General features: G+C 68.3%; 21 protein-coding genes. 6 read left to right on the top strand and 15 right to left on the bottom strand.

Translation table 11 applies throughout. The features are described from left to right. Positions 1 to 13: 13 nt before the first annotated feature. From ABZ815_RS21190 to lanL, 12 genes are all read right to left on the bottom strand, one after another. Positions 14 to 1,243, bottom strand: a complete 1,230-nt coding sequence (locus ABZ815_RS21190; RefSeq protein ID WP_357700315.1) for an alanine--tRNA ligase-related protein — start codon at positions 1,241 to 1,243, stop codon at positions 14 to 16. A 110-nt stretch (positions 1,244 to 1,353) separates the two neighbouring features. After that, a complete protein-coding gene (locus ABZ815_RS21185; RefSeq protein WP_357700312.1) occupies positions 1,354 to 2,199 on the bottom strand; it encodes a hypothetical protein in 846 nt (281 codons plus the stop codon). Continuing rightward, on the bottom strand, positions 2,199 to 2,717 hold the full coding sequence (locus tag ABZ815_RS21180) for a hypothetical protein (protein ID WP_357700310.1): 519 nt from the start codon (positions 2,715 to 2,717) through the stop codon (positions 2,199 to 2,201). The genes ABZ815_RS21185 and ABZ815_RS21180 overlap by 1 nt, the downstream gene beginning before the upstream one ends. Next, positions 2,714 to 3,763, bottom strand: coding sequence for a S66 peptidase family protein (locus tag ABZ815_RS21175; protein WP_357700308.1), 1,050 nt, complete (start codon positions 3,761 to 3,763; stop codon positions 2,714 to 2,716). The genes ABZ815_RS21180 and ABZ815_RS21175 overlap by 4 nt, the downstream gene beginning before the upstream one ends. 30 nt (positions 3,764 to 3,793) lie before the next feature. Then, positions 3,794 to 4,669: a methyltransferase domain-containing protein gene (locus tag ABZ815_RS21170; RefSeq protein WP_357700306.1), complete on the bottom strand. Its 876-nt coding sequence runs from the start codon at positions 4,667 to 4,669 to the stop codon at positions 3,794 to 3,796. 27 nt (positions 4,670 to 4,696) lie between these two features. Then, complete coding sequence (locus ABZ815_RS21165; protein WP_357700304.1) at positions 4,697 to 5,719, bottom strand: amino acid--tRNA ligase-related protein; 1,023 nt, start codon at positions 5,717 to 5,719, stop codon at positions 4,697 to 4,699. Between the two features lie 282 nt (positions 5,720 to 6,001). Continuing rightward, positions 6,002 to 6,556 carry a helix-turn-helix transcriptional regulator gene (locus ABZ815_RS21160; protein WP_357700302.1) on the bottom strand — a complete coding sequence of 185 codons (555 nt, stop codon included), beginning with the start codon at positions 6,554 to 6,556 and terminating at the stop codon, positions 6,002 to 6,004. 55 nt (positions 6,557 to 6,611) lie between these two features. Beyond that, the gene (locus ABZ815_RS21155; protein WP_357700299.1) at positions 6,612 to 6,920 is read right to left on the bottom strand and encodes a hypothetical protein; all 309 of its coding nucleotides are present in this window, start codon (positions 6,918 to 6,920) and stop codon (positions 6,612 to 6,614) included. Positions 6,921 to 6,971: 51 nt separating this feature from the next. Then, the gene (locus tag ABZ815_RS21150; protein WP_357700297.1) at positions 6,972 to 7,133 is read right to left on the bottom strand and encodes a hypothetical protein; all 162 of its coding nucleotides are present in this window, start codon (positions 7,131 to 7,133) and stop codon (positions 6,972 to 6,974) included. 369 nt (positions 7,134 to 7,502) lie between these two features. After that, positions 7,503 to 8,486: a helix-turn-helix transcriptional regulator gene (locus ABZ815_RS21145; protein WP_357700295.1), complete on the bottom strand. Its 984-nt coding sequence runs from the start codon at positions 8,484 to 8,486 to the stop codon at positions 7,503 to 7,505. A 267-nt stretch (positions 8,487 to 8,753) separates the two neighbouring features. Continuing rightward, complete coding sequence (locus ABZ815_RS21140) at positions 8,754 to 8,879, bottom strand: ALQxL family class IV lanthipeptide (protein ID WP_357700292.1); 126 nt, start codon at positions 8,877 to 8,879, stop codon at positions 8,754 to 8,756. A 4-nt stretch (positions 8,880 to 8,883) separates the two neighbouring features. Then, positions 8,884 to 11,574, bottom strand: coding sequence for a class IV lanthionine synthetase LanL (gene lanL / locus ABZ815_RS21135; RefSeq protein WP_357700290.1), 2,691 nt, complete (start codon positions 11,572 to 11,574; stop codon positions 8,884 to 8,886). A gap of 156 nt (positions 11,575 to 11,730) precedes the next feature. Here lanL and ABZ815_RS21130 point away from each other — a divergent pair, with 156 nt between their 5' ends. The 5 genes from ABZ815_RS21130 (at position 11,731) to ABZ815_RS21110 (ending at position 15,232) form a co-directional block, all read left to right on the top strand. Then, positions 11,731 to 12,204, top strand: a complete 474-nt coding sequence (locus tag ABZ815_RS21130; RefSeq protein ID WP_357700288.1) for a hypothetical protein — start codon at positions 11,731 to 11,733, stop codon at positions 12,202 to 12,204. A 95-nt stretch (positions 12,205 to 12,299) separates the two neighbouring features. Further along, positions 12,300 to 12,455 carry a hypothetical protein gene (locus ABZ815_RS21125; RefSeq protein WP_357700555.1) on the top strand — a complete coding sequence of 52 codons (156 nt, stop codon included), beginning with the start codon at positions 12,300 to 12,302 and terminating at the stop codon, positions 12,453 to 12,455. 272 nt (positions 12,456 to 12,727) lie between these two features. Continuing rightward, positions 12,728 to 13,651, top strand: a complete 924-nt coding sequence (locus ABZ815_RS21120) for a Gfo/Idh/MocA family oxidoreductase (protein WP_357700285.1) — start codon at positions 12,728 to 12,730, stop codon at positions 13,649 to 13,651. 72 nt (positions 13,652 to 13,723) lie between these two features. Then, positions 13,724 to 14,653: a carbohydrate binding domain-containing protein gene (locus tag ABZ815_RS21115; RefSeq protein WP_357700283.1), complete on the top strand. Its 930-nt coding sequence runs from the start codon at positions 13,724 to 13,726 to the stop codon at positions 14,651 to 14,653. A gap of 171 nt (positions 14,654 to 14,824) precedes the next feature. Continuing rightward, entirely contained in the window at positions 14,825 to 15,232 is a 408-nt protein-coding gene (locus tag ABZ815_RS21110; protein WP_357700281.1) for a hypothetical protein, read from the top strand. A gap of 224 nt (positions 15,233 to 15,456) precedes the next feature. On the opposite strand, the gene ABZ815_RS21105 is transcribed toward ABZ815_RS21110, so the two are convergent. Then, a complete protein-coding gene (locus ABZ815_RS21105; protein WP_357700278.1) occupies positions 15,457 to 16,323 on the bottom strand; it encodes an AraC family transcriptional regulator in 867 nt (288 codons plus the stop codon). A gap of 61 nt (positions 16,324 to 16,384) precedes the next feature. Next, positions 16,385 to 17,170: a phytanoyl-CoA dioxygenase family protein gene (locus ABZ815_RS21100; protein ID WP_357700276.1), complete on the bottom strand. Its 786-nt coding sequence runs from the start codon at positions 17,168 to 17,170 to the stop codon at positions 16,385 to 16,387. A 131-nt stretch (positions 17,171 to 17,301) separates the two neighbouring features. Between ABZ815_RS21100 and ABZ815_RS21095 the strand changes: the two genes are divergently transcribed. Then, positions 17,302 to 17,814: a GNAT family N-acetyltransferase gene (locus ABZ815_RS21095; protein ID WP_357700274.1), complete on the top strand. Its 513-nt coding sequence runs from the start codon at positions 17,302 to 17,304 to the stop codon at positions 17,812 to 17,814. Positions 17,815 to 17,979: 165 nt separating this feature from the next. On the opposite strand, the gene ABZ815_RS21090 is transcribed toward ABZ815_RS21095, so the two are convergent. Then, positions 17,980 to 18,570, bottom strand: a complete 591-nt coding sequence (locus tag ABZ815_RS21090; protein ID WP_357700272.1) for a TetR/AcrR family transcriptional regulator — start codon at positions 18,568 to 18,570, stop codon at positions 17,980 to 17,982. Positions 18,571 to 18,699 lie beyond the last annotated feature (129 nt).

Raw genomic sequence — 18,699 nt, 5'->3', positions numbered from 1 at the left:
CGCGGGCCGCGGCCTATACCGTGCCGCGCAATGTCGCGCCGAAATTCCCGGCCAGTTCCTGGGTCACGGTCCGCAACGCCTCCTTGATCTGCTGCGGAGTCAACGGGTGGCGGGTCAGGAGGCTCAACGAGATCGTCACGGAGTGCTCGTCCTCGTCCAGCGAAGGCCCGCACCACACGTCCGAGACGGACGAGTCGATCCTGAGCACGTCGGGAAGCGCGATCCCCTCGGCGGCGGCGCAGAGCATCTCCGGCGACACGTCCCGGCGGCACCGCAACGACAGGTCGAACGAACGCACCGCTTCGGGCAGCATGCGCAGCTGTGCGAGGTCTCGCCGGAAGGGGCGCACCAGGTCCAGACCAGGAGTCTGCGCGGCCGTGATCGCGCCCATCCTGGCCAGCAGCTCGTCTTCGGGCACCCGCAGCTCGGACGCCAGGGCGTCCAGCGTCACCAGGGCCTTGCGCATGATGTAGCCCTGGGCGCGGCCGGACATCTCGATGTCGTTGGCGTACAGCCGGGCGAGCAGCCCCAGCAGGTCCGCGAGCTTGGCCTGCTGCTCCGTCTCCACGGGCGGGAGCACCCCGGGCGGCATCACGTCGATCACCCACCTGCTGCGGGCCAGGCACGCGGCGAGCGTCTCGACGCCGATCCCGAACCCGTAGCCGACGGTCCGGCCGTCCCATTCGAAGGCGATGAGATTTCCCAGGTCGCGCCATTTGCCGCCGGACTGCTCGATGGCGAAGGTGGCGCCCCGCCCGGTCATCCGGTCCTCGCCGAAGCCCCAGCGGTAGTAGCGACGCGGCTCCTCGTCGTAGGCCAACGGCGTCGTCCAGGCGTCCTGCCAGGCGGTGTGCAGGTCATGGTCGTCGGCCGCCACCTTCAGCAGCACCTGCGAGCCCTTCAGCCCGTGCAGGTCGCTGAAGAACCGCCTGATGGTCTCGGCCAGCGAGTCGAGGGCGGCCACGGGCGCGAGCACGGCGAGCATGTTGAACTGCAGGACGAAGTCGGCCGAGAACGCCTCGCTGAAGGTGGTCTTCAGATTGTGCGCCCTGACGCACGGCTGGGTGACCACGAGCGTGCGATCGCCCAGGACGACGTCACCGCGTAGGTAGGGTTTGAACGCGACCACGGCGGAGTTGGTGAACAGAACGGTCGGGTCGTCGCGCGGTACGGCCGGCTCGGCGGACAGACGCTCGGCCCCGGCTCGGAGGAAGTGATCGGTGAAGCCGGCGGTCAGATCCACAAGGGTCTGTTGTGAACGACTCGCCCGCCGTACATCGCTGTGACTGACTTGGCCTGGCATGGCTGGATCTCCTGGCTTCGGGCCCGTCTCTACACGAGCAGTGCGATTCCCTACGAGCGGTCGGTCTTCGGCGACGGGGCGATGAACAGCGCCGGGTACAGCGCCCACAGATGCCAGAAGGAGATGCCCAGGAAACGTTTGGTCGCCAGATGGAAGGCGACGGCGCCGAGCGCGATCAGACGTCGGTTCTTCCAGCGGGCCACCAACAGCGGCAGGAAGGCCGCCTCACCGACGACGGTCGCCACGCTCAGCACCCGCATCAGCGGGTCGTTGGCGCTGAGGCGGTGTCCCTCGGCCGTTCCCAGCACGGCCAGCGAGCCCTTGAGGGTGCCGCCCTCCACCATCCATTTGAGCTTGCCGTGAATGAGCTTCGACAGCCCCGCCTGGCTGTAGATCGAGGCGGCCCCCAATTGCATGGCGGCGAGCGCGAGCGACTGAAGCTGCGCCTCCTCCTTCGACAGGGGGCCGGGCGGCCGCTTGTCGACGCTCAGCCACTTCGAGGTGTCGACCGCGGTCGCCGCGCACAGGAACAGGTTCAGGTGACTGTTGTAGTTCCACAAACGCGGATGGAACTGGGCGACATAGCAGTTGAGCGCGGCGAAGCCGGCCGCCGCGGAGACCCGCACGAGGGCATGGCGCACGCCGATCGTCCACAACCCCACGGCGGCCAGCGACAGCAGACGCAGCGCGTTGAACTGGAAGGCGCTCAGCCGGACGCCGCGACGGTCCTCCGGTTGGCACGCCTGAAGGGTGTCCTGGTGCTCCTCGAAGAACGACCCGGCGGGCATCTGCACGATCGTGCGGATGACCGCGAGCCCCAGACTCACGCGCGCGAGCGGCAACCGGTCGGCGGCGTCCTCCTGCCCGAAGAGGATCGCCGAGAGCCTGCGCACCATCACCCCACCTCACAGCGGTAGAGCACCTGGTGGTCGTAGAGAGGCCCGTCGTCGGTCATCGAGTAGTCTCCGACGTCGATACTGACCATGATCACCTCTAGTCCGGTGAAACCGCGTGGATGCGTGGGCCGTTCCGATCGCCGCACCTCGTCGTAGTTCGGCCAGGGCCGCGTGTTGAGCCGGTCCAATATCGTCCGGCAGAACCGCTCCTTCACCTCGTCGTCCGTGTTCTCCAGCAGGACGGTGGCGAAGATGTCCACAACCCGGAAGAACTCCAGCGGCATCAGGCCGTAGACCTGGCGGAGGCCGGTCCATTCGTCGCCGTCCCTCAGCCGGATCCGTAACTGGGGGAACCGTCGGGGCAGCGCGCGGTTGAACATGTTGTTGGAGCAGAAGGGCCATCGATTGCGGTCGACGACCGTGTGGAAGAACTGGCCCGCCAGCACCGCGAGCAGGAAGGCCGCCGCCATCGCCGGCTTTCTCCCGACCGGCGCCGGCCATTTCGTCGCCTTGTTCATGGCATGCAGCCGTCCTCTCTGACCGCCGGGTCCAGCACCGTCAGACGCTGCCGCTCGCCGGCGTGCAACACGGCCCGCGCCCCGAAGGGCACGCACATCACGGGGTCGGTGTGGCCCAGCGGAAGCCCGCTCAGAACCGGGCCGCGGAAGCCCTGCGCCGCCCGGTCCACGACGGCCGCCAGTTCGGGGAGCCGGTCCATCGCGGGATCGGTGAACCGGCCGAGCCCCAGCGCGACGATCTGGTCGAAGACCCCGAGGTGACGCAGGTGGGTCAGCTGCGCCTCCACTTCGCCGACGTCGCTGCCCGCGGTCTCCACCAGCAACATCGCGCCCCGCAGGTCCGGCCAGAAGTCCGTACCGGCCAGCCTCAGGAGGGTGTCGAGATTCGCGCCGATCAGGAAGCCCTCCGCCTCGCCTTCCCGCAGGACCCGTACCGGAGCGGCCCGATCCTGGCGTCTCGGCCGTTCGTCGTCGCAGTCCCAGGCGAGGAACTCCAGAACCTGCTCCTCGGGGAACGGGATGTCACCGATCGGGCGGGAGTCCGCCACGGTGCGCTCCAGCATCGCCTCGGTGTAGGACAGGCATCCGCCGGACTCCCCCCACTGGGGAAGAAGCTGGGGGCCCATCACGACCCCCACCCGAGCGCGTTTCCAGATCGCCAGCAGGAGCGCCGTGGCGTCGCTGTAGCCGATCAGCAGCTTCGGGTGGCGCCGGATCAGGTCGTAGTCGAGCAGTTCCAGCAGTTGGCTGGCGTTGTAGCCGCCGATGGAGGTCATGATGGCGCGGACCTCGCCGTCGGCGAACAGCTCGTGCAGGTCCTGGACCCGCTCCTCGGGGGTGCCGGCCGTGTGACCGGTGTCCTTGAGCCAGTTCCGCCCCTCACGCACGCGGTAGCCCGCCGCCTCCAGCGCGCCGATCGCCCGGGTTCGGCGCCGGGGGAATCTGGCGGCGTGCGGCATCGAGGGGGAGCAGAGTCCGATCACGTCTCCGCGGCGCAGGGCGTGCGGAAGCAGGGGTGCGGGCGGGCTCGGGTCCGGCTCGTCCACCAGAGCCCGCCTCGTCGAGAAGGACATCGCCTACGACGCGGGGCCTTGGCGGGCGACGAAGAACAGGTTGTTCCCGCGTTCGGCCAGGTCCGGCTCGCTGAGCATGCGACGCTCCAGCTTCAGGATGCGTTCGTAGCTCTGGGGGTCGGACAAGCTCCGGGAGACGCCGGCGCTGGTGCCTTCGAGCTGGGTCTCCTGGTAGCCCGGATAGATGAGCGTCGGGAACCCCGTCCTGACCGGGACGGTCAGTCCGAGCCCGACCAGCCTCTCGTGCAGCAGTCCGGGCGTGAACAAGTGCATGGCCGGCATGTCCGGAGTGAACCTCCCGCGAGCGTCGGACACCGCCGACTCCGCGTCCTCCAGCATGCCGACGTGCAGGTTGAAGAAGGCCGCGTGATAGCGGTTGGGCAGCACCAGGGCCAGCTGGGCGTCGGGCGCCATCAGCGTGGCGAGCTGCCTGAGCACCTCATCGGGATCGGCCACGAAACCGAGCACGTTGTGGAAGCTGATGATCAGGTCGAACCGGTCGCCCGCCAGGTGCCGTTCCACGTCCATCAGATCGCCGTTCACCACGGTGAGACGGTCGAGATAGCCGTCTTCCTCCGCCTTCGCCGTGGCGTGCCGTGTCATGTCGGGGCTGAGGTCGAAGTGCACACAGGTCAGGTCCGGGCGCTCCCGCAGAATCCGCTGGGTCCACCGGCCCGTGCCGCCGCCCGCGTCCAGGAGCCGCCCGCCCACCGGGACGTTGGGAAGCACGTACTCCTGCAGCGCCTCCCAGAGAAGCTGGTCCGACAGCCGCCAGTAGACCTGCTCGTCCACCTGGTCGTAGCCGTCGGCTTTCTTGCGGAAATAGTCGAGCACTTCGTGCTGCGTGGAATCGTGCGCGGGGACGTCGATCAGTGCCATGAGAACTCCGTGTCGGTATTGATGGCTTCAGGGCAGGATCTGCTGGCCGTTGAATCGCAGCAGCAGCGCCAGGTCCCGGATGTCGTCGTGTTTCATCACCCAGAGGAGGAAGCGTTCGACCCCGAGCCCGAAACCCGATGTACGCAGCGGATGGCGGTCCTTCATGGTCATGTACCAGTGATATTCGTCGGCCGACACCTCGTGCAGGTCGAGCGCCCGTTCAAGTTCGGCGGCGTTGGCGTGCCGCTCTCCCGAGCCGACCGTTTCGCCGATGCCGAAAAGCAGATCGGCGCTCAGCGCCTTGGTGGGATCGTCGGGGTCGAACGCCTGATAGAACGGCACGCTGAGGTGGTCCATATGGGTGACCCATACGTATCCCCCGAATTGCTCCATCAGTTCCCGTTCTCCCGCACGGGTGAGAGTGCGGCACTGCGGTCCCATTTCCCGCACGAATGCCGGATCCTGGCGAAGCCGGGCCACCGCCTCCTCGAACGGCACGCGAGGCAGGGCGGCCGAGCCCGCGAGCTCCTCCAGGTGCTCGACGCCGCCCGCGACGTCCAGCACGGCCTGACGGCCGTGCTCAAGCAGGCCGGCGGCAAGATGGCGCAGGTAGTCCTCCACCACCCGGATGACGTCGTCCAGACCTCCGGCGATCTCGGCCTCGCTGTGGAAGAACTGGCACAGGTGCGTCTGGTCGGCCTGCTCGCCCCTGAAGGAAGGCATGAGGTAGTACGCCCCGCCGGGCGAGAGCCGGCAGCCGAATTCGAGCATGAACTGCATCGAGTCCGCGAGATAGGTCGAAACGCCTTCCAGCTCGACCTTCACCGGCGTGCTGTCGCTGCCGCGGCCCATCGGGCTGGAAATGGAACCCGTGGTGATCGGCACGTTGAGATAACGGGCGCCATGGGCTGTCCAGAAGTCGGTCGTCCGATGGGCGACGATATCCTGGAACAGCGTGAGATGCTGATACCAGGAATTCTCCAGGACGGCGAGATAATGCTTTGCCGGCTCTGCCCAGGAACGGGGCGCGAGAACAGTCGGTTGTGACATGGCAACCTTTCATGAGGCCGGGACGGCGCTTTTCGGGGGAATGGCGGCTTCCGCGCATTCATCGTGTGTCACCGAAACGGCGGGCGTCCAGCGTCTGCCAAGGCGTGTAGCAGCCATGGCGAGAGATTGCCAGCAAAGCAGGCGTACGGCAGCGGGTGGCAGCGGGCTCGACTTTTCCCAGCTCACGACAGAAAAAGGCCGCGAGCCGGCCCGTCGCTCGATGACCGAGAACGGACCGGCCGGCGGCGGACATCACCCGGCCCCGGCTCGCCGGGCGCGGCCTCAAGTCAGATCAGGGATTCTCCACCCTGACGCGTCGTCCGTCCGGAACCATTGAGGCATCTCAGATCCACGCCACATCCAGATCTCCATGAAGATGTGACGGGGCTCGCCGCCGTCCAGGCGGATCATGGACACCTGCCGGACGGCCCCCTCCGGAGGGCAGGGCCGCGCCTCCACCTGGCCTGGCACGGTGCTCATGAGCGCGTTCTCTATGACGTGCGCGATCGTGGCCCCCAAGTCGTCTTCCGGCATGAAGGCGTCGTTGTCGGCGCCGGCGTTGTGGTCGTCGGCGTTGTCGGCGGCGGCGGCCTCGGTCGCCGCCGCGATGAACAGCGAGCGGGTGCCGCCTTCGAGAGCGAGACCGTCGGCCAGCAGGCGAACGGTCTCCAAACGGGGCCGATGCACCCGTCCACTTTCCAGATCACGAATCGCACGCACACTCAACGTGGACAGATCAGCCAGTTGTTGTTGAGTGAGCCCGGCCCGAATCCGAAGCTTGCGGAGCAGCGAGCGGAGCGACTCTTGGTGCGGCGAACGCCCGACTGAGAGTTTCATTCCATCCTTCCATGCTCGAAGCCAGGGGTTTGACACCGGAGCGAGGGCCATCCGATCAGGTTTCGGTCAACGGATCGGCCCTGAGCAACGTGTCCATCGCCAGCGAGATCACGTCGGCCCCGCAGTGCGCGACCACCCATCCGGCCGGATCGGCATCGTCGGCCAGCACCGCCTCCAGCAGGGCGCGGGAGCCGCTTTCCACCTGCGGCAGGTCGGCGCCGTTCAGGTACAGGACCAGGGATATCCCGCCGGCGTCACTTCTGAGGTAGGCGTGGCAGACGCTGATCGGGCCTCTGAACGCGGTCAGGGAAGAGCGCAGCCGCTCGGTGTCGAGCGGCGGGCTCCCCGGGATCGTCGGAGCCAAGCGAGCTGTAATCACATACATGACGAAACATCGGCAACGATTATCCGGGACTCAGCCCCAGATGTTTCCGTTTACACCGTCGGCCACGTTCATGACTGCTTTACCGGCGGGCGCGTGACCGGCCAGGGCCACCACCGCGCCGCCCGTTCCGAGCACGGCCACCGAAACGAGGAGGGCAGCGATCTTCGCGGTGAACTTCGTGGGAAGCTGCATTTTCGATCCTTTTCTGGTGAGGAACTGCCGTGTGGTGCGATCAGTATGCTCAGCGGAATGGACCGTGTTGAAGTGCCGGCGCGTGACCTAAAGGTGTCTGACCTGATTAGGTCTGACCGCCGCACGGGGCCGGCAGCGGGCGACGCCAGTGGCGGATCTCCATGTCGCCGCCCAGGGGGGCGGCGACAATGCGATCGGGCTGATGGCGGATCCCGGCCCGGGCGAGAAGAACGCGTCCATGAGGCCGGCCGCCCGCTTCCGCGGTGGGGGCCCAATTGGCTTCTACAACTTCCCGGGCGACGGCGGCCCGCACCTGCCAATGGCGCGTCCAGGTCGCGTCGCGGCCGCCCCGAAGGCTGAGGCGGCGGGTCAGAGCCAGCCTTGTCGCGCCGCGCGCAACCCCGCTTCGAAACGGCTACGGGCGCCGAGCCGCTCCATGATCGCCGCCATCATGCGCCGCACCGTGCGCTGAGACAGGCCGAGGTGATGACCGGCCGCCTCGTCCGTCATTCCTTCGGCCAGCAGCTTGAGCAGGTGCCGTTCCTGCGGCAGCAGCCCGGCCTCGTCCTTGTGCGGTTGCGACCCGATGGGCGTCGCCGCGTTCCAGATCTGGTCGAACAACGCGAGGACGGCGACCACGGTCCCGCTTTCCGACACCTGCACGGCCCCGACCTGGGTATTCGACGCATCCACCGGGAGAAAGGCGACCTGGCGATCATAGATCAACATCCGGATGGGCAGGGTCGGCACCGTGCGGACCTGCGCGCCCATCTCGACCAGCCATTCCGCGTACGCCAGCGTGGGGCCGTCGTTTCGCATGCTGTCCAGCCCGATCGTGCGAATGTCCACCCCCCGGTCACGGACCTGCCTGTCCAGGCACTTGGCCGCCTCGATCAACTGAGGGTCCTGCGCCCCGCCGGGCATCATGCTGGCCACTTCACAGACGGCCTCGGCCGACAGTCTCTCGATGCGGGCCTGGATGGCATCCATCCCGAGCAGCCAATCGGCCCCAGGACGTTGCCCGTCCTGTTGGGCGTCGGAGTATTCGCTGACGATGGCCGCGATGGCGGACTCGGCCTCGGCGATCTGGTTCTGCTGACGCGCCAGCTCGGCCTGGCGTTGCTGGAGGAGCACCTGCAACCCCACCTGCGGGCTGACCGGCCGAAAGCTGCCGGGAGATTCCCAGGAGGGCAGGAGTAATGCCAGCTCGGCCAGATGATCGAGCGCCGTTCGGACCTGATCATTAGTTGTGGAAAGCTCACTCGCCATCGCCTCGACGTCTAAGTCCTGACGTAGAAGGAGCAACCGGTAAACCTTTTCCGCCAGTGGATACAGCCCGAGTGACACCAGCATTCAGCACAACTTTCGACGACGATTCTCGCAGGGATCCCATCATTCTATTGATCGAACAAGCACGAACAACCCCCAAGATTTCTCCGGCAATTGGCTATAATGTGCGCCAGAAGGACGACGGTCCGTGATCGTCCGGACACGAGATATGACGCCGCCCTCGTGATTGTCGTAAAGATCGGCCCCTGGCACGACGCCCTGAGCACAGCCGGCCACCCCGCACCGTAAAAGCACCGGCACCGGGCGGCCGGCCGGCCCGCCTCGCCACTCCTACGTGGAGACGAACGAGGTCTGGCAACCCGGTACGGTCCAGGTCATGCAGCAGACGGTTCTTTCCTGCGCCTCGGCGTTCTCCGCGGCGGGAAGCTCCTGAAGAGCGGCCACATCGGTGGACACGGTCTCACCTCCCTTCTGCGTGCGGGGGATGCAGGGCGAACTCATCGGGCATGAACCACCGGCGGCCACCATGGCGCAGCCGCAGCAGGAACCCGATGATCCCGCCCAGGCCCAGGTTGTAGCTGAAGGGCAGGTCCCGCCCGTCCGTGGCGCGGATGATTTTCCGTCCGTTCGCGCGGACGTGCCCGCTGTGGATACGGGCCGCGTGCTCGGCGGCCCAGGTGAGATAGCGTTCCTCACCCAGCAGGCCGGCCAGGTCGAGCAGCAGCTCGCCGTTCCCCGCGTTGCCGTGACAGTGATCGGGGCCGAGCACCCATCGCTCGTTCCGCACCGCTGTCGCGGCCATCTCCGCCATGCTGAGAAAACGAGCGTCGCCGGTCGTCCGCCACAATCTGGCGAAGAAGGCGCCGATGCCGCCGGAGCCGTTGCACCACCATGCGGTGTCCGGCTCCGGCGCCCCCGCCCGGGTGGCGTCTTTGGGGCCGACCGGCCACCGGACGGCCTCGCCGACCCGCTCGGCCCGTGCGTACAGCGCCGTGCCGCAGGTCTCGGCCATCTCGACGTAGTCGGCCCGGCCGAGGGCATGGCCGGCCGAGAGCAGGAACGTCGCGATGCCCGCGACGCCATGCGCGAAACCGTAGTGCGTGAGACCGGCCAGCTTGGACGCGAAGCCTTCGGGGATCGGCCACACGACTTCGTCCGCCCGGCGTTCGCAGGTCTCCATCAGCCGATCGCCGCACAATTGTGCTCGCGCCCGGAATTCGGGGTCGCCCGTGGCCTGCCAGAGCGCGAGTTGCGCGACTCCGGCACCCGCCGTGCCATGTGTGTAGTCCGGTATGTACCACCGCAGCGGAATGCGCCTGGCATAGGCGAGGGCACGTTCGGCGAGGCCGTCGTCACCGAGGACGCGGGCCGCCTCGTACAACGCCCAGGCGCTGCCCGAGCGGCCGAAGAACAGCCCGGGAAGAACGCGCGGCTCGCGCTCCAGCTCCGCGCACAGCCATGCGGACGCCGTGGCCAGAGCGTGCCGGTGTCTCTGGTCGTCGAAGACGCGCACCGCGCCCGCCAGCACCATGATCACGCCACCGGCGCCGGCGTGCACACCGGCGGCGTCCCCCGTACGGTTCTCGTGCCGCACGGGCGGCCAGAGAGGTCCGCCGCCGGGCGTCATCCGCTCCGCCGTGTGGTCCAGCAGGTCACGCAGGAGACCGTCCTGCTCGTCCGGGGTGAGGGCCGCGATGGGCTCGGGCGCGGCGCCGCGGTCGCCGCGCAGAGCGGCTCGCACCCGGTCGAGACCCCACCGCGCCCCCGGCTCCGCCGCCGTCAGGCCGAGGATCACAGGTGCCAGGCGACGTAGGGGGTCGTTGCCGTGCATGGCGGTTCGTACCAGCAGCTCCATGCGCTCGTCCGCCACCCGGACGGGGTCGTCGTCAGCCGTGAGCACCAGGTCGACCCGGGCGCACAGGTACAGCAGGCACGCACCGAGGCTGTAGAGATCGGCCGTCCGCGAGGCGACCGCCGAGGAGCCGCGTGCCGCGATCTGCTCCGGCGCCGTGTAGCCGGGCGTCATCACCGGCGTGGCCGGGCTCCCCTGCCGGGTCACGAACTCCACGTCCACCAGGCGCAACGCGCCGTCCGGAGTGACCACGACATTGCCCGGGCTGAGATCTCGGAGCACCAGGCCGCTCCGGTGGACCAGCGCCACCAGGTCCACCAGCCGTGCGGCCACGGCCCGCACGTCCGCCGGTCGCGGGCGGCGGATCTCCGTCCCCTGTGACTCCTGTTCCACCCATTTCCGCAGGGACCGCCCGGGGATCTCCTCCTCCGCCAGGAACAGGTGGTGCTGGTACTCGAACAGCGTCACCTTGCGGGGCGTGACGCCGAGTGGCTCCATGAGGTCGAGCATGTCCGCCTCGTGCCGCAACCGGACGTGCGCGTCCGAGATGTGCGGACGAGCCTCCTTGAGGATCACCCGGTGCCCGCTCCGCCGATCCGTGGCCCGGTAGACGCCGCCTCGGTTGGAGTGCCGGATCGCTTCGTCCACCTGGAACCGGTCGGCGATGAACACCGGCCCGCCGTCTCGCGCCGGCGGCGACGTCATCCCGGGAAACGGCGGCGGCGCCCACGGCGGAGGCGTGAACCGGGCCTCACGCCGGTCCTCCGCCCAGGTGCCGTCGGGGGCCACGAGCGCCGGCACGTACGACCCGTCGTCGTCGAGCCTGGACAGGGCGTCCGTGAATCCCCCGTATCGGTAGTGGACCAGGCTTCCCGGGCAGTAGGGCCGGTCGGACAAGATGGCCGGCCCGGCCTGCCCCGCGACGGCCCCGTGCAACTCCTCCACGAGTACGCGGAAATGTTCGTCGTCATCGGGATAGACGGTGATGAATTTTCCTCCGCCGGACCGGGGAAAACGCATGGACGTCAGTTCTGCGACCTGTTCCAGGCCTTTGGCGAATTTGAAACAGGCCCGTCGGCGCAGCAGCACTTCGGCCGCATTCTCCAGCACCGTCGGCGCCGATTCCGTGGTCGCCGAGACGTGTATCTTCCACCCCTGGAGCCGGCGACTGAACCCCGGCGGTTCCACATAACACCAGAATGACTCCGCGCGTATCTTCCAGCGCTCCGGCGCGGTGATCTCAGCCAGCGGGCCGGACAACCGGCCGGTCAGGTCGCCACCGTTCGCGCTGTTCAGCATCGCCTCGCCACTCCCTTTGTCCAGGGTCGGCCGCCAAGGAATGCCCAGCATAGGCACTGGCCGCGGCGGGCCGTCAAGCTGCCCATGGCGGCAGTTCATCGGCAAACAACGGTCCGGCCTTCAGCAATGTCGCCGGGGTGCGATACAAATGTTCGCATGCAGCAGGAGCGCCATTTTCTGGAGAATGAGCAGGGTGTTCCGGCAATCAGCTACGTGCACGGCGAACGGGACGGCCGGCCGTGGGCGCACAAGGTCGAGATCATCGGCCCGCGACCGGCCGAGACGGTCGCCGCGAAAATGCGCGGCTGGTACGTCACGGTCTCCGAAGACTTCGGCGCGGAATTGACGGCCCGCGGTGCCCGCCTGATCCGGCACGCGCACGTGATCTCCTGCGATCTCGGCGCAGCGGCGGCCTGGCCCCCCGCGACGGCGCCGGAGGGATTCCGGTTCACGCCCTGCGATCGTGCGCCGGAGGAGGTGCTGCCCGCCTGGCGGAACGCGTTCCCGCCCGGACATCCGGATCATTCTCCGCGTACCGACGAAGAGGTGCTGCGAGAGGAGTTGGCTCCCCTTCTCCAGGGCGAGCTGATCGGCCCGCTCCTGCCTGCAGCTCACTCGCCGTGGACCTGACGGATCGGGTGGTGGCGGGGGTGGTGGTCAATGACTGGGACGGCCTCTCATGGGTCGCCAACGCCTTCCGCCACCCTGCCGGCACGCCCTGAGGTCTGGGTCTGACCCTCCTCCGTCACGTCATACAGAAGGCGGCGGCCGACGGCCTGGAATCCCTCACCGCCGTGGTCAGCCAGGCGAACCCGGCGCGGCACATCTGGCCGCGGATCGGCTTCCGTACCACCGAGACGTCCATGACGGTCCTTCTCTGAACCCACCCGTTCGCGGGAAGAGAGCCGAGGCGACCATCTGCCTTGGCGTGACGTCGCCACTCCTGACCGTGGACTTCGCCTCCACGCGGATCCAAGATGACACTGGGCAGCTCGTAAAGATCTCCGGACATCCCGCCACGCTTCCGGCGGGGCCCATCCACCAGAGCGTCAGGTCATGAGAGCTTGGAGGGCGATATGACTCGCCTGACCCCCTTCCGCGAGGGCGCGAACGTACATCCGATCAGCCGGCGGTCCGAAACGGCGGACGTGCCGTGACGATCAGGGCCGCCGTCGTCGGCGGCAGTCCCCTCCATCAGCAGGCCGTGGACGACCTGCTGCGCGACGAGGGCTTCCAGCTCGTCCACGCGCTGAACCGGGACCCGGTCGTGGACGCGGACGGTGCCCCCACCGACGCGACATGGGAGAGCCTGCTGCTCGACCCGGACATCCGGCTCATCGTCCTGTGCACCCACACGGAGGCGAGAGTCGCCCTGGTCCGGCAGGCGGCCGAGGCGGGCAAGGCGGTACTCCTGCACGAACCCGCCCCCTCCCCCCAGGAACTGGCGCAGCTCCGGCAGCTGACCCGGCGTGACACAGCGCTGATCGGCGTCATGATGCCGTTCCGCATGGCGGTGCCGGCCGAGGTACGAGCCTGGACCTGGACGGCGACGACCTGCGCGACACTCGAGGTCTCCCGGTCACATCCCTTCGAGGAGTTCCGCAACCCGTTGTGGTTCCGCTGGGGGCCGACGCGGCAGAAACGGGCACTCGCCCGGATTCTCACGCCGTACCTCGATCTGGCCTGTCAGCTTCTCGGCGAGCCGGCCGACACGAGGATCCAGGTCGACGACGATCCGGGAGGGCGGGCCATCGGCCTGGTGAGCTTCCACAACGGCTCGCGGCTCGCCTTCGCCGGCACGACCTGTTCCGCGGTTCCGTCTGAGCGGCTCAGCCTGTTCGACACCGATGCGCGCCTCACGGTCAGCGGCAGCACGCTGCTCTTCGAACGCATGGGATCGAGGGCCATGCGGGAGATCCCGCCCGTCCGGGTCCTGCGCGGGCTCGTGTACCAGGAGATCGCCCGTTCCATCGAATCCGGCACGCCGCTGCGCCACTCCACCGTGAACGCGTCCGACGGCCTCGCCGCCGTTCTCGCCTCCTTCGTCACACTCCACCGCACGCAGGTCCACTCGTGAAGGTTGGCCCAACTGCGTGACCACGAATTGGCTCTGTGCCGATGCTGACGTCTCTTCCTAAGATCATTTTTCATGAATCCTCTATCGATGCGCCTCATCGCCGTGGGCGCCTTCGTGGCGATGGCCGCGGCGGCGACTCCCGCGTACGCCGCCGCGCCCGCCGGCGACGCCGTGGTGAACGGCTCCCTGGACAACGGGGTCAAGGGTTGGTGGGCGTCCAAGAACACCCCGATCAAGGTGACCGGCGGGCGGTTGTGCGCCCAGATCCCCGCGGGTGGTGACAACGTGTGGGCCGCGATGATCGGGCAGAGCGGCGTCGCGGTCCAGGCCGGACAGACCTACCAGTTGAGCTTCGAGGCGACCGCCACGAGGACGACGAGGATCAGGTCGGTGGTCCAGGGCGGCGGCGAGAAGCGCGCCGCGATCGTGGACGGCTACCCCGAGGTCGGCGGCAGCCCGAAGAAGTTCAGCTACGCGGCCACGGCCAAGGGGGCGGACACGGAGGCCCAGGTGTTGTTCCAGGTGGGCGGCGCTGACGCGCCGTACACGCTGTGCCTGGACAATGTCTCCCTCGTGCCCGTGCACCAGAGCGTCGTGAACGGCTCGCTGGACAACGGGGTCAAGGGTTGGTGGGCGTCCAAGAACACCCCGATCGAGGCGACGGGCGGACGGTTGTGCGCCCACGTCCCCGCGGGTGGTGACAACGTGTGGGCCGCGATGGTCGGGCAGAGCGGTATCGGCGTGGAGGCCGGGAAGACGTACCGGCTGAGCTTCAAGGCGTCGGCGACGCGGACGGTGAAGATCAGGTCACTGGTCCAGGGCGGCGGCGAGACGCACACCGCGATCGTGGACGGCTACCCCGAGGTCGGCACCGGCTCCCGGACCTACACCTACCAGAACACCGCCAAGGTCTCCGACCGGGAGGCCCAGGTGTTGTTCCAGGTGGGCGGCGCTGACGCGCCGTACACGCTGTGCCTGGACGACATCCTGCTCACCGACTAGAACGTCGGGCACAACGGTGCTGCCGCCGCCGCCCCCCGGCCGCCGGCGAGCCCGGTGGGCTCCGCGTCGGCCATCATCCGGCACCCCTGTTCGAGGGTGGGGCCAGCACCACCATCAAGTGGGAAAGCAGCACCATCGTTCGCCGGGGCCGCGAGTTCCTACCTTTGAAGCATGAAGAAGATCCTCGCAGCCACCGCCCTGCTGGCTGCTGTCGCGATCGCCGGGGGCGCGATGCTGATCCACAGCAACGGCCGCGAGCCGATGGTGCCCGCTTCGGAGACCACCCGCGGCACGTACCGACTGACCGGAGACGAGCTGGAGGTCGACTCCAGCGGCCCGGTGACGATCACCGTGGTCACCGGGCCGGCGGGCGAGGTCGTGGTCGACCGCAGGCTGCGCTGGACCGGCCCCAAGCGCCACACCGAGTCGTGGAGCGAGCACCGCATGACCATCGACTACGAATGCGGGGGCGGCGACTGCGGCGCCGACTACCGGCTGAGCGTGCCTGGCGGTACCCGGGTCAGGTTCGGCGGCGCGAAGGTCAGCTGCCCGCCCGAGATCGCATGTGAGGAGGCCTAACCGGGTCTGGAGCCGGCCCCAGAGTCAGGAACGGGCACTGACCAGGCATCTGGCGACCCCGTTCCGCCGGGAACGGCTGCCTTCCGGGCGGCGGCCGGGACCGGCCGAATGGCCGCCTCACGTGCACTCCATCGCTTCCTACGGCCCTGACCCAGCATTCGTGTCCGGGGGATGCCATCGCGAAGGTCAGCCCGGACGTCCACCCCGGGGGTAGGTCGCCGTGTTCAGCGGTGCTCGGGCTCCACCGGGAGCCACAGTTCGGCGTCGGCCTCCGTCTTGTCCGGCGACAGCTGGATGCGGAGGATCTCGGGGCCGGTGCGGGTGCGGTACGGGTTCGACGGGAACCACTCGGTGAACACGTCCCGCCACAGCTCCTGGATGGCCCGTGGCGCGGGCCCGGAGGTGGTGAAGACCGCCCAGGTGCCGGCGGGGACGGCCAGCGTGGTCGTGCCTTCCGGAGCGGCGGCGGAAGTGATCACGCCGTGATGGTAGTCGAGCTCATCACCCTCGGCGCGGCCGGGTTCCATGTCGTCGCACACCGCGACGATGCCGTACGGTTCCTGGTCCGACAGCTTCTCCAGGCGTCCCAGAGCCGGTGGATCGATCCTACGGACGAAGTCGATGATCGCCTGGTTCGGGCCCGCGTGCACCAGCGGTACCCGGGCCTTGAACCCGACGACGGTGAAGTCCGCCCTGTCCACGACGCGGTACCGCATGCTGCTGCTCCCTTCGATGGTGAGGCGGAAGGCCATTCGGGACTGGGAGGTGAGCGCGGCGCCGGTACGCCGGGCCTCGCCTGGTCCGATGCCGTGCATGGCACGAAACGCCCGCGCGAACGCCTCACCGGAGCCGTAGCCGTAGCGCACCGCGATATCCAGCAGCGTTTCACGCCCCGCGAGTACTTCGGCGCCCGCCAGGGTGAGCCGGCGGCGCCGGACGTACTCCGCGAGCGGCATGCCCGCCAGCGCGGAGAACATCCGGCGCAGGTGCTGCTCCGAGGTGGCCGCGACGCGTGCCAGCTCCTCCACGTCGAGGGCCTGGTCGAGATGGCCCTCGATGTGCTCCATGGCCTGGTTCAGCCGCTCCAGCATGCGTGCCCTCCTTCCGCAGCCTCTGCACGGCCGCCCTGCCGACGATAGTCGTCAGGCACCTCTATCCAGCGCCGCCCCCGTCCCGTCCCAGCCCCTGGCGGATCGCAATCTCCACCAGTGAGTACGCGCCGTCGGCCCGATCCAGTTCGTACGGCGCGGCCGGCAGGAGCGGCGGCTGGGCCATGAAGCGCGGCCGCACCCCATGGTGCGGCTGTGCGGCGTGCACCAGGAACGGATGGCACAGGAAAACGTCGCCCGGGGACCCGGTGGCGAGGGCGAGCGGCCGGTGGTCGGACGCCGCCACCAGATCGGGTGCGAGGGTCAGCCCGCTCGCCCCGTCCTCCCCGTACTTCTCCAGCACCTTCGGCACGTCGAGGTGTGAGCCGACCCGGATCCGGGTCGGGGCGTCCTCCTCACCGACTTCGCTGAACAGGAAGAGCATCAACAGCGCCCGCCCCTGGGAGCGCAGATTCGTGAAGTACCAGCTCTCGCCCTCCGGCAGATAGCTCCCCTCGATGTGCCAGCCAGCGTCGTTCGGCTCCTCCTCGTGGGGGAAGCGCAGTGGGAACGTGCCCAGTGAGTAGCGCGGCTCCCAGCGTCCCGCGCCGACGAGCAGGTCGTACGCATGATGCAGGGCCGGGGAATTGGGTGCGGCCGCGAACGGTCCCTGCGCCATACCGGCCACCCAGTGCACGGGCTGCGTCCACGTGGACGGGTCGTCCGGGTCGCAGCCCGTCTCCCGCCACAGCAGCCGCGCACAGTCTGCGGCCACGCGCGGCGCGACGGCACCCTCCAGCTTCACGAAGCCGTCGCGGAGGAAACGGGATGTCAAGGTCGTGTCGTCCATGCCCCCATCGTGCGACGTCACCGGCCCGGATCTCCCGACATTCTCGCTACCGCTTCTGTCGGGTCCGAGGGTGACCGGCACTGGGTTAGGTTGGCCGGATGAGGACATATGAGGATCTACCGGCAGAGTTGATGACCGAGCGGCTGCGGTTGCGACGGTGGGTGCCGTCGGACGCAGAACAGTTCCGCGGGTTGTGGTTCGAGCGGGACCCGCGAGTGCCGGCGGCCCGCCGGATCGACGCCGAGGGACGGCCGACGGTCGAGGACGTCCGCAGCTGGCTCGTTGACAATCCGCTGACGGCGGCTCCCGGGCTCGGGTTGCTGGCCATGGAGCTGCGCGACACCGGTGAGTTCATCGGGTATTGCGGATTGACCGTCGGCCAGGGAACGTTCGACGAACCTGAGATCGCGTACGAGCTGGCACAACGAGCTCACGGCCATGGTTATGCGACAGAAGCCGCCCGTGCGGTCTTGGAAGCCGCGATTCGAACAGGGCGTCACCGCCTCTGGGCCACTGTGCGGGAGTGGAACACACCCTCGTTCCGCGTCCTTGAGAAACTCGGCTTCCACCGAAGCGACCGCATCGACGAGGACGCCGAACACGGTGACTCGATCTGGATGACGCGCGTACTCGACCCGCGATAGAGACGCGGGCATCAGCCACCAGCTCACGCGGGTGGCCACCGCCGAAGGCCTCGACGGGACGCGACGGGTGGGAGTTGCCAGGCACTTTGCTCCAGCGTGGCGCGGTGCCGGGCGAGGAGGCTGTCCGCCTGAGGTTGGGCACCGCCCCGGACGCGGATGATCACGTCAGGGAGTTGCGAAGCGCGCGGCGATCGTTCGGGCTGCTTCGTCGACCGCTCGCGACTGCTCTTCCTTGGTGATCGACCACGTACCGTGCGTGAGGCGCGGCCAGAAGATCGCGGACGCGATCATGCCGAGGAACTGTGCGGATGCCAGATCCGGATCATCGATGTCGGCGCTGCCTGCGGAGTGCGCCTCCCGCAGATAGCGTCCCAGCGCCTGCAGCACAGGCAGCGTGCCGAAGTCGAAGGTCCGCTCGCGCAGTTCGGGGAAGTGGTGCGATTCGGCGATCACGGTTCGCATCAGGGCGACCATGCGAGGACGAGTCAACAGTTCCGAATACGCGCGACCTAGCACCACCAAGCCCGCGTAGAGGTCGCCGGTCGGGATCTCGACCGGTTCCGGCGCCGGCGATCCGCCTGCCGCGAGCACCGTTGCCTCGAAGAGCTCGGCCTTGGTCGGGAACTGCTTGAAGAGCGTCGCCTTGGACACCCCTGCCTGCTCGGCGACACGTGCCAGTGGCGTGCGGTCGTACCCGAACTCCAGGAAGAGCTGCGCGGCGGCGCCGAGGATCGCCTCGCGATTGGTCGCGGCCACCGCACGGTGGTACGAGGAGCGTCCACGTGTCATCCGTTCAGTATCTCATCGAGGCGAGTTCCTTGACTCACCATTCCGCACACGATTACGGTCATAGAGGCGAGTCGATCGACTCACCTCTCGGAGAAG

The organism is Nonomuraea sp. NPDC047529, from assembly GCF_040642995.1.
Classification (GTDB): domain Bacteria; phylum Actinomycetota; class Actinomycetes; order Streptosporangiales; family Streptosporangiaceae; genus Nonomuraea.
The sequence above is the reverse complement of the archived record's forward strand: the minus strand, read 5'-3'. Positions and strand labels throughout refer to the sequence as shown.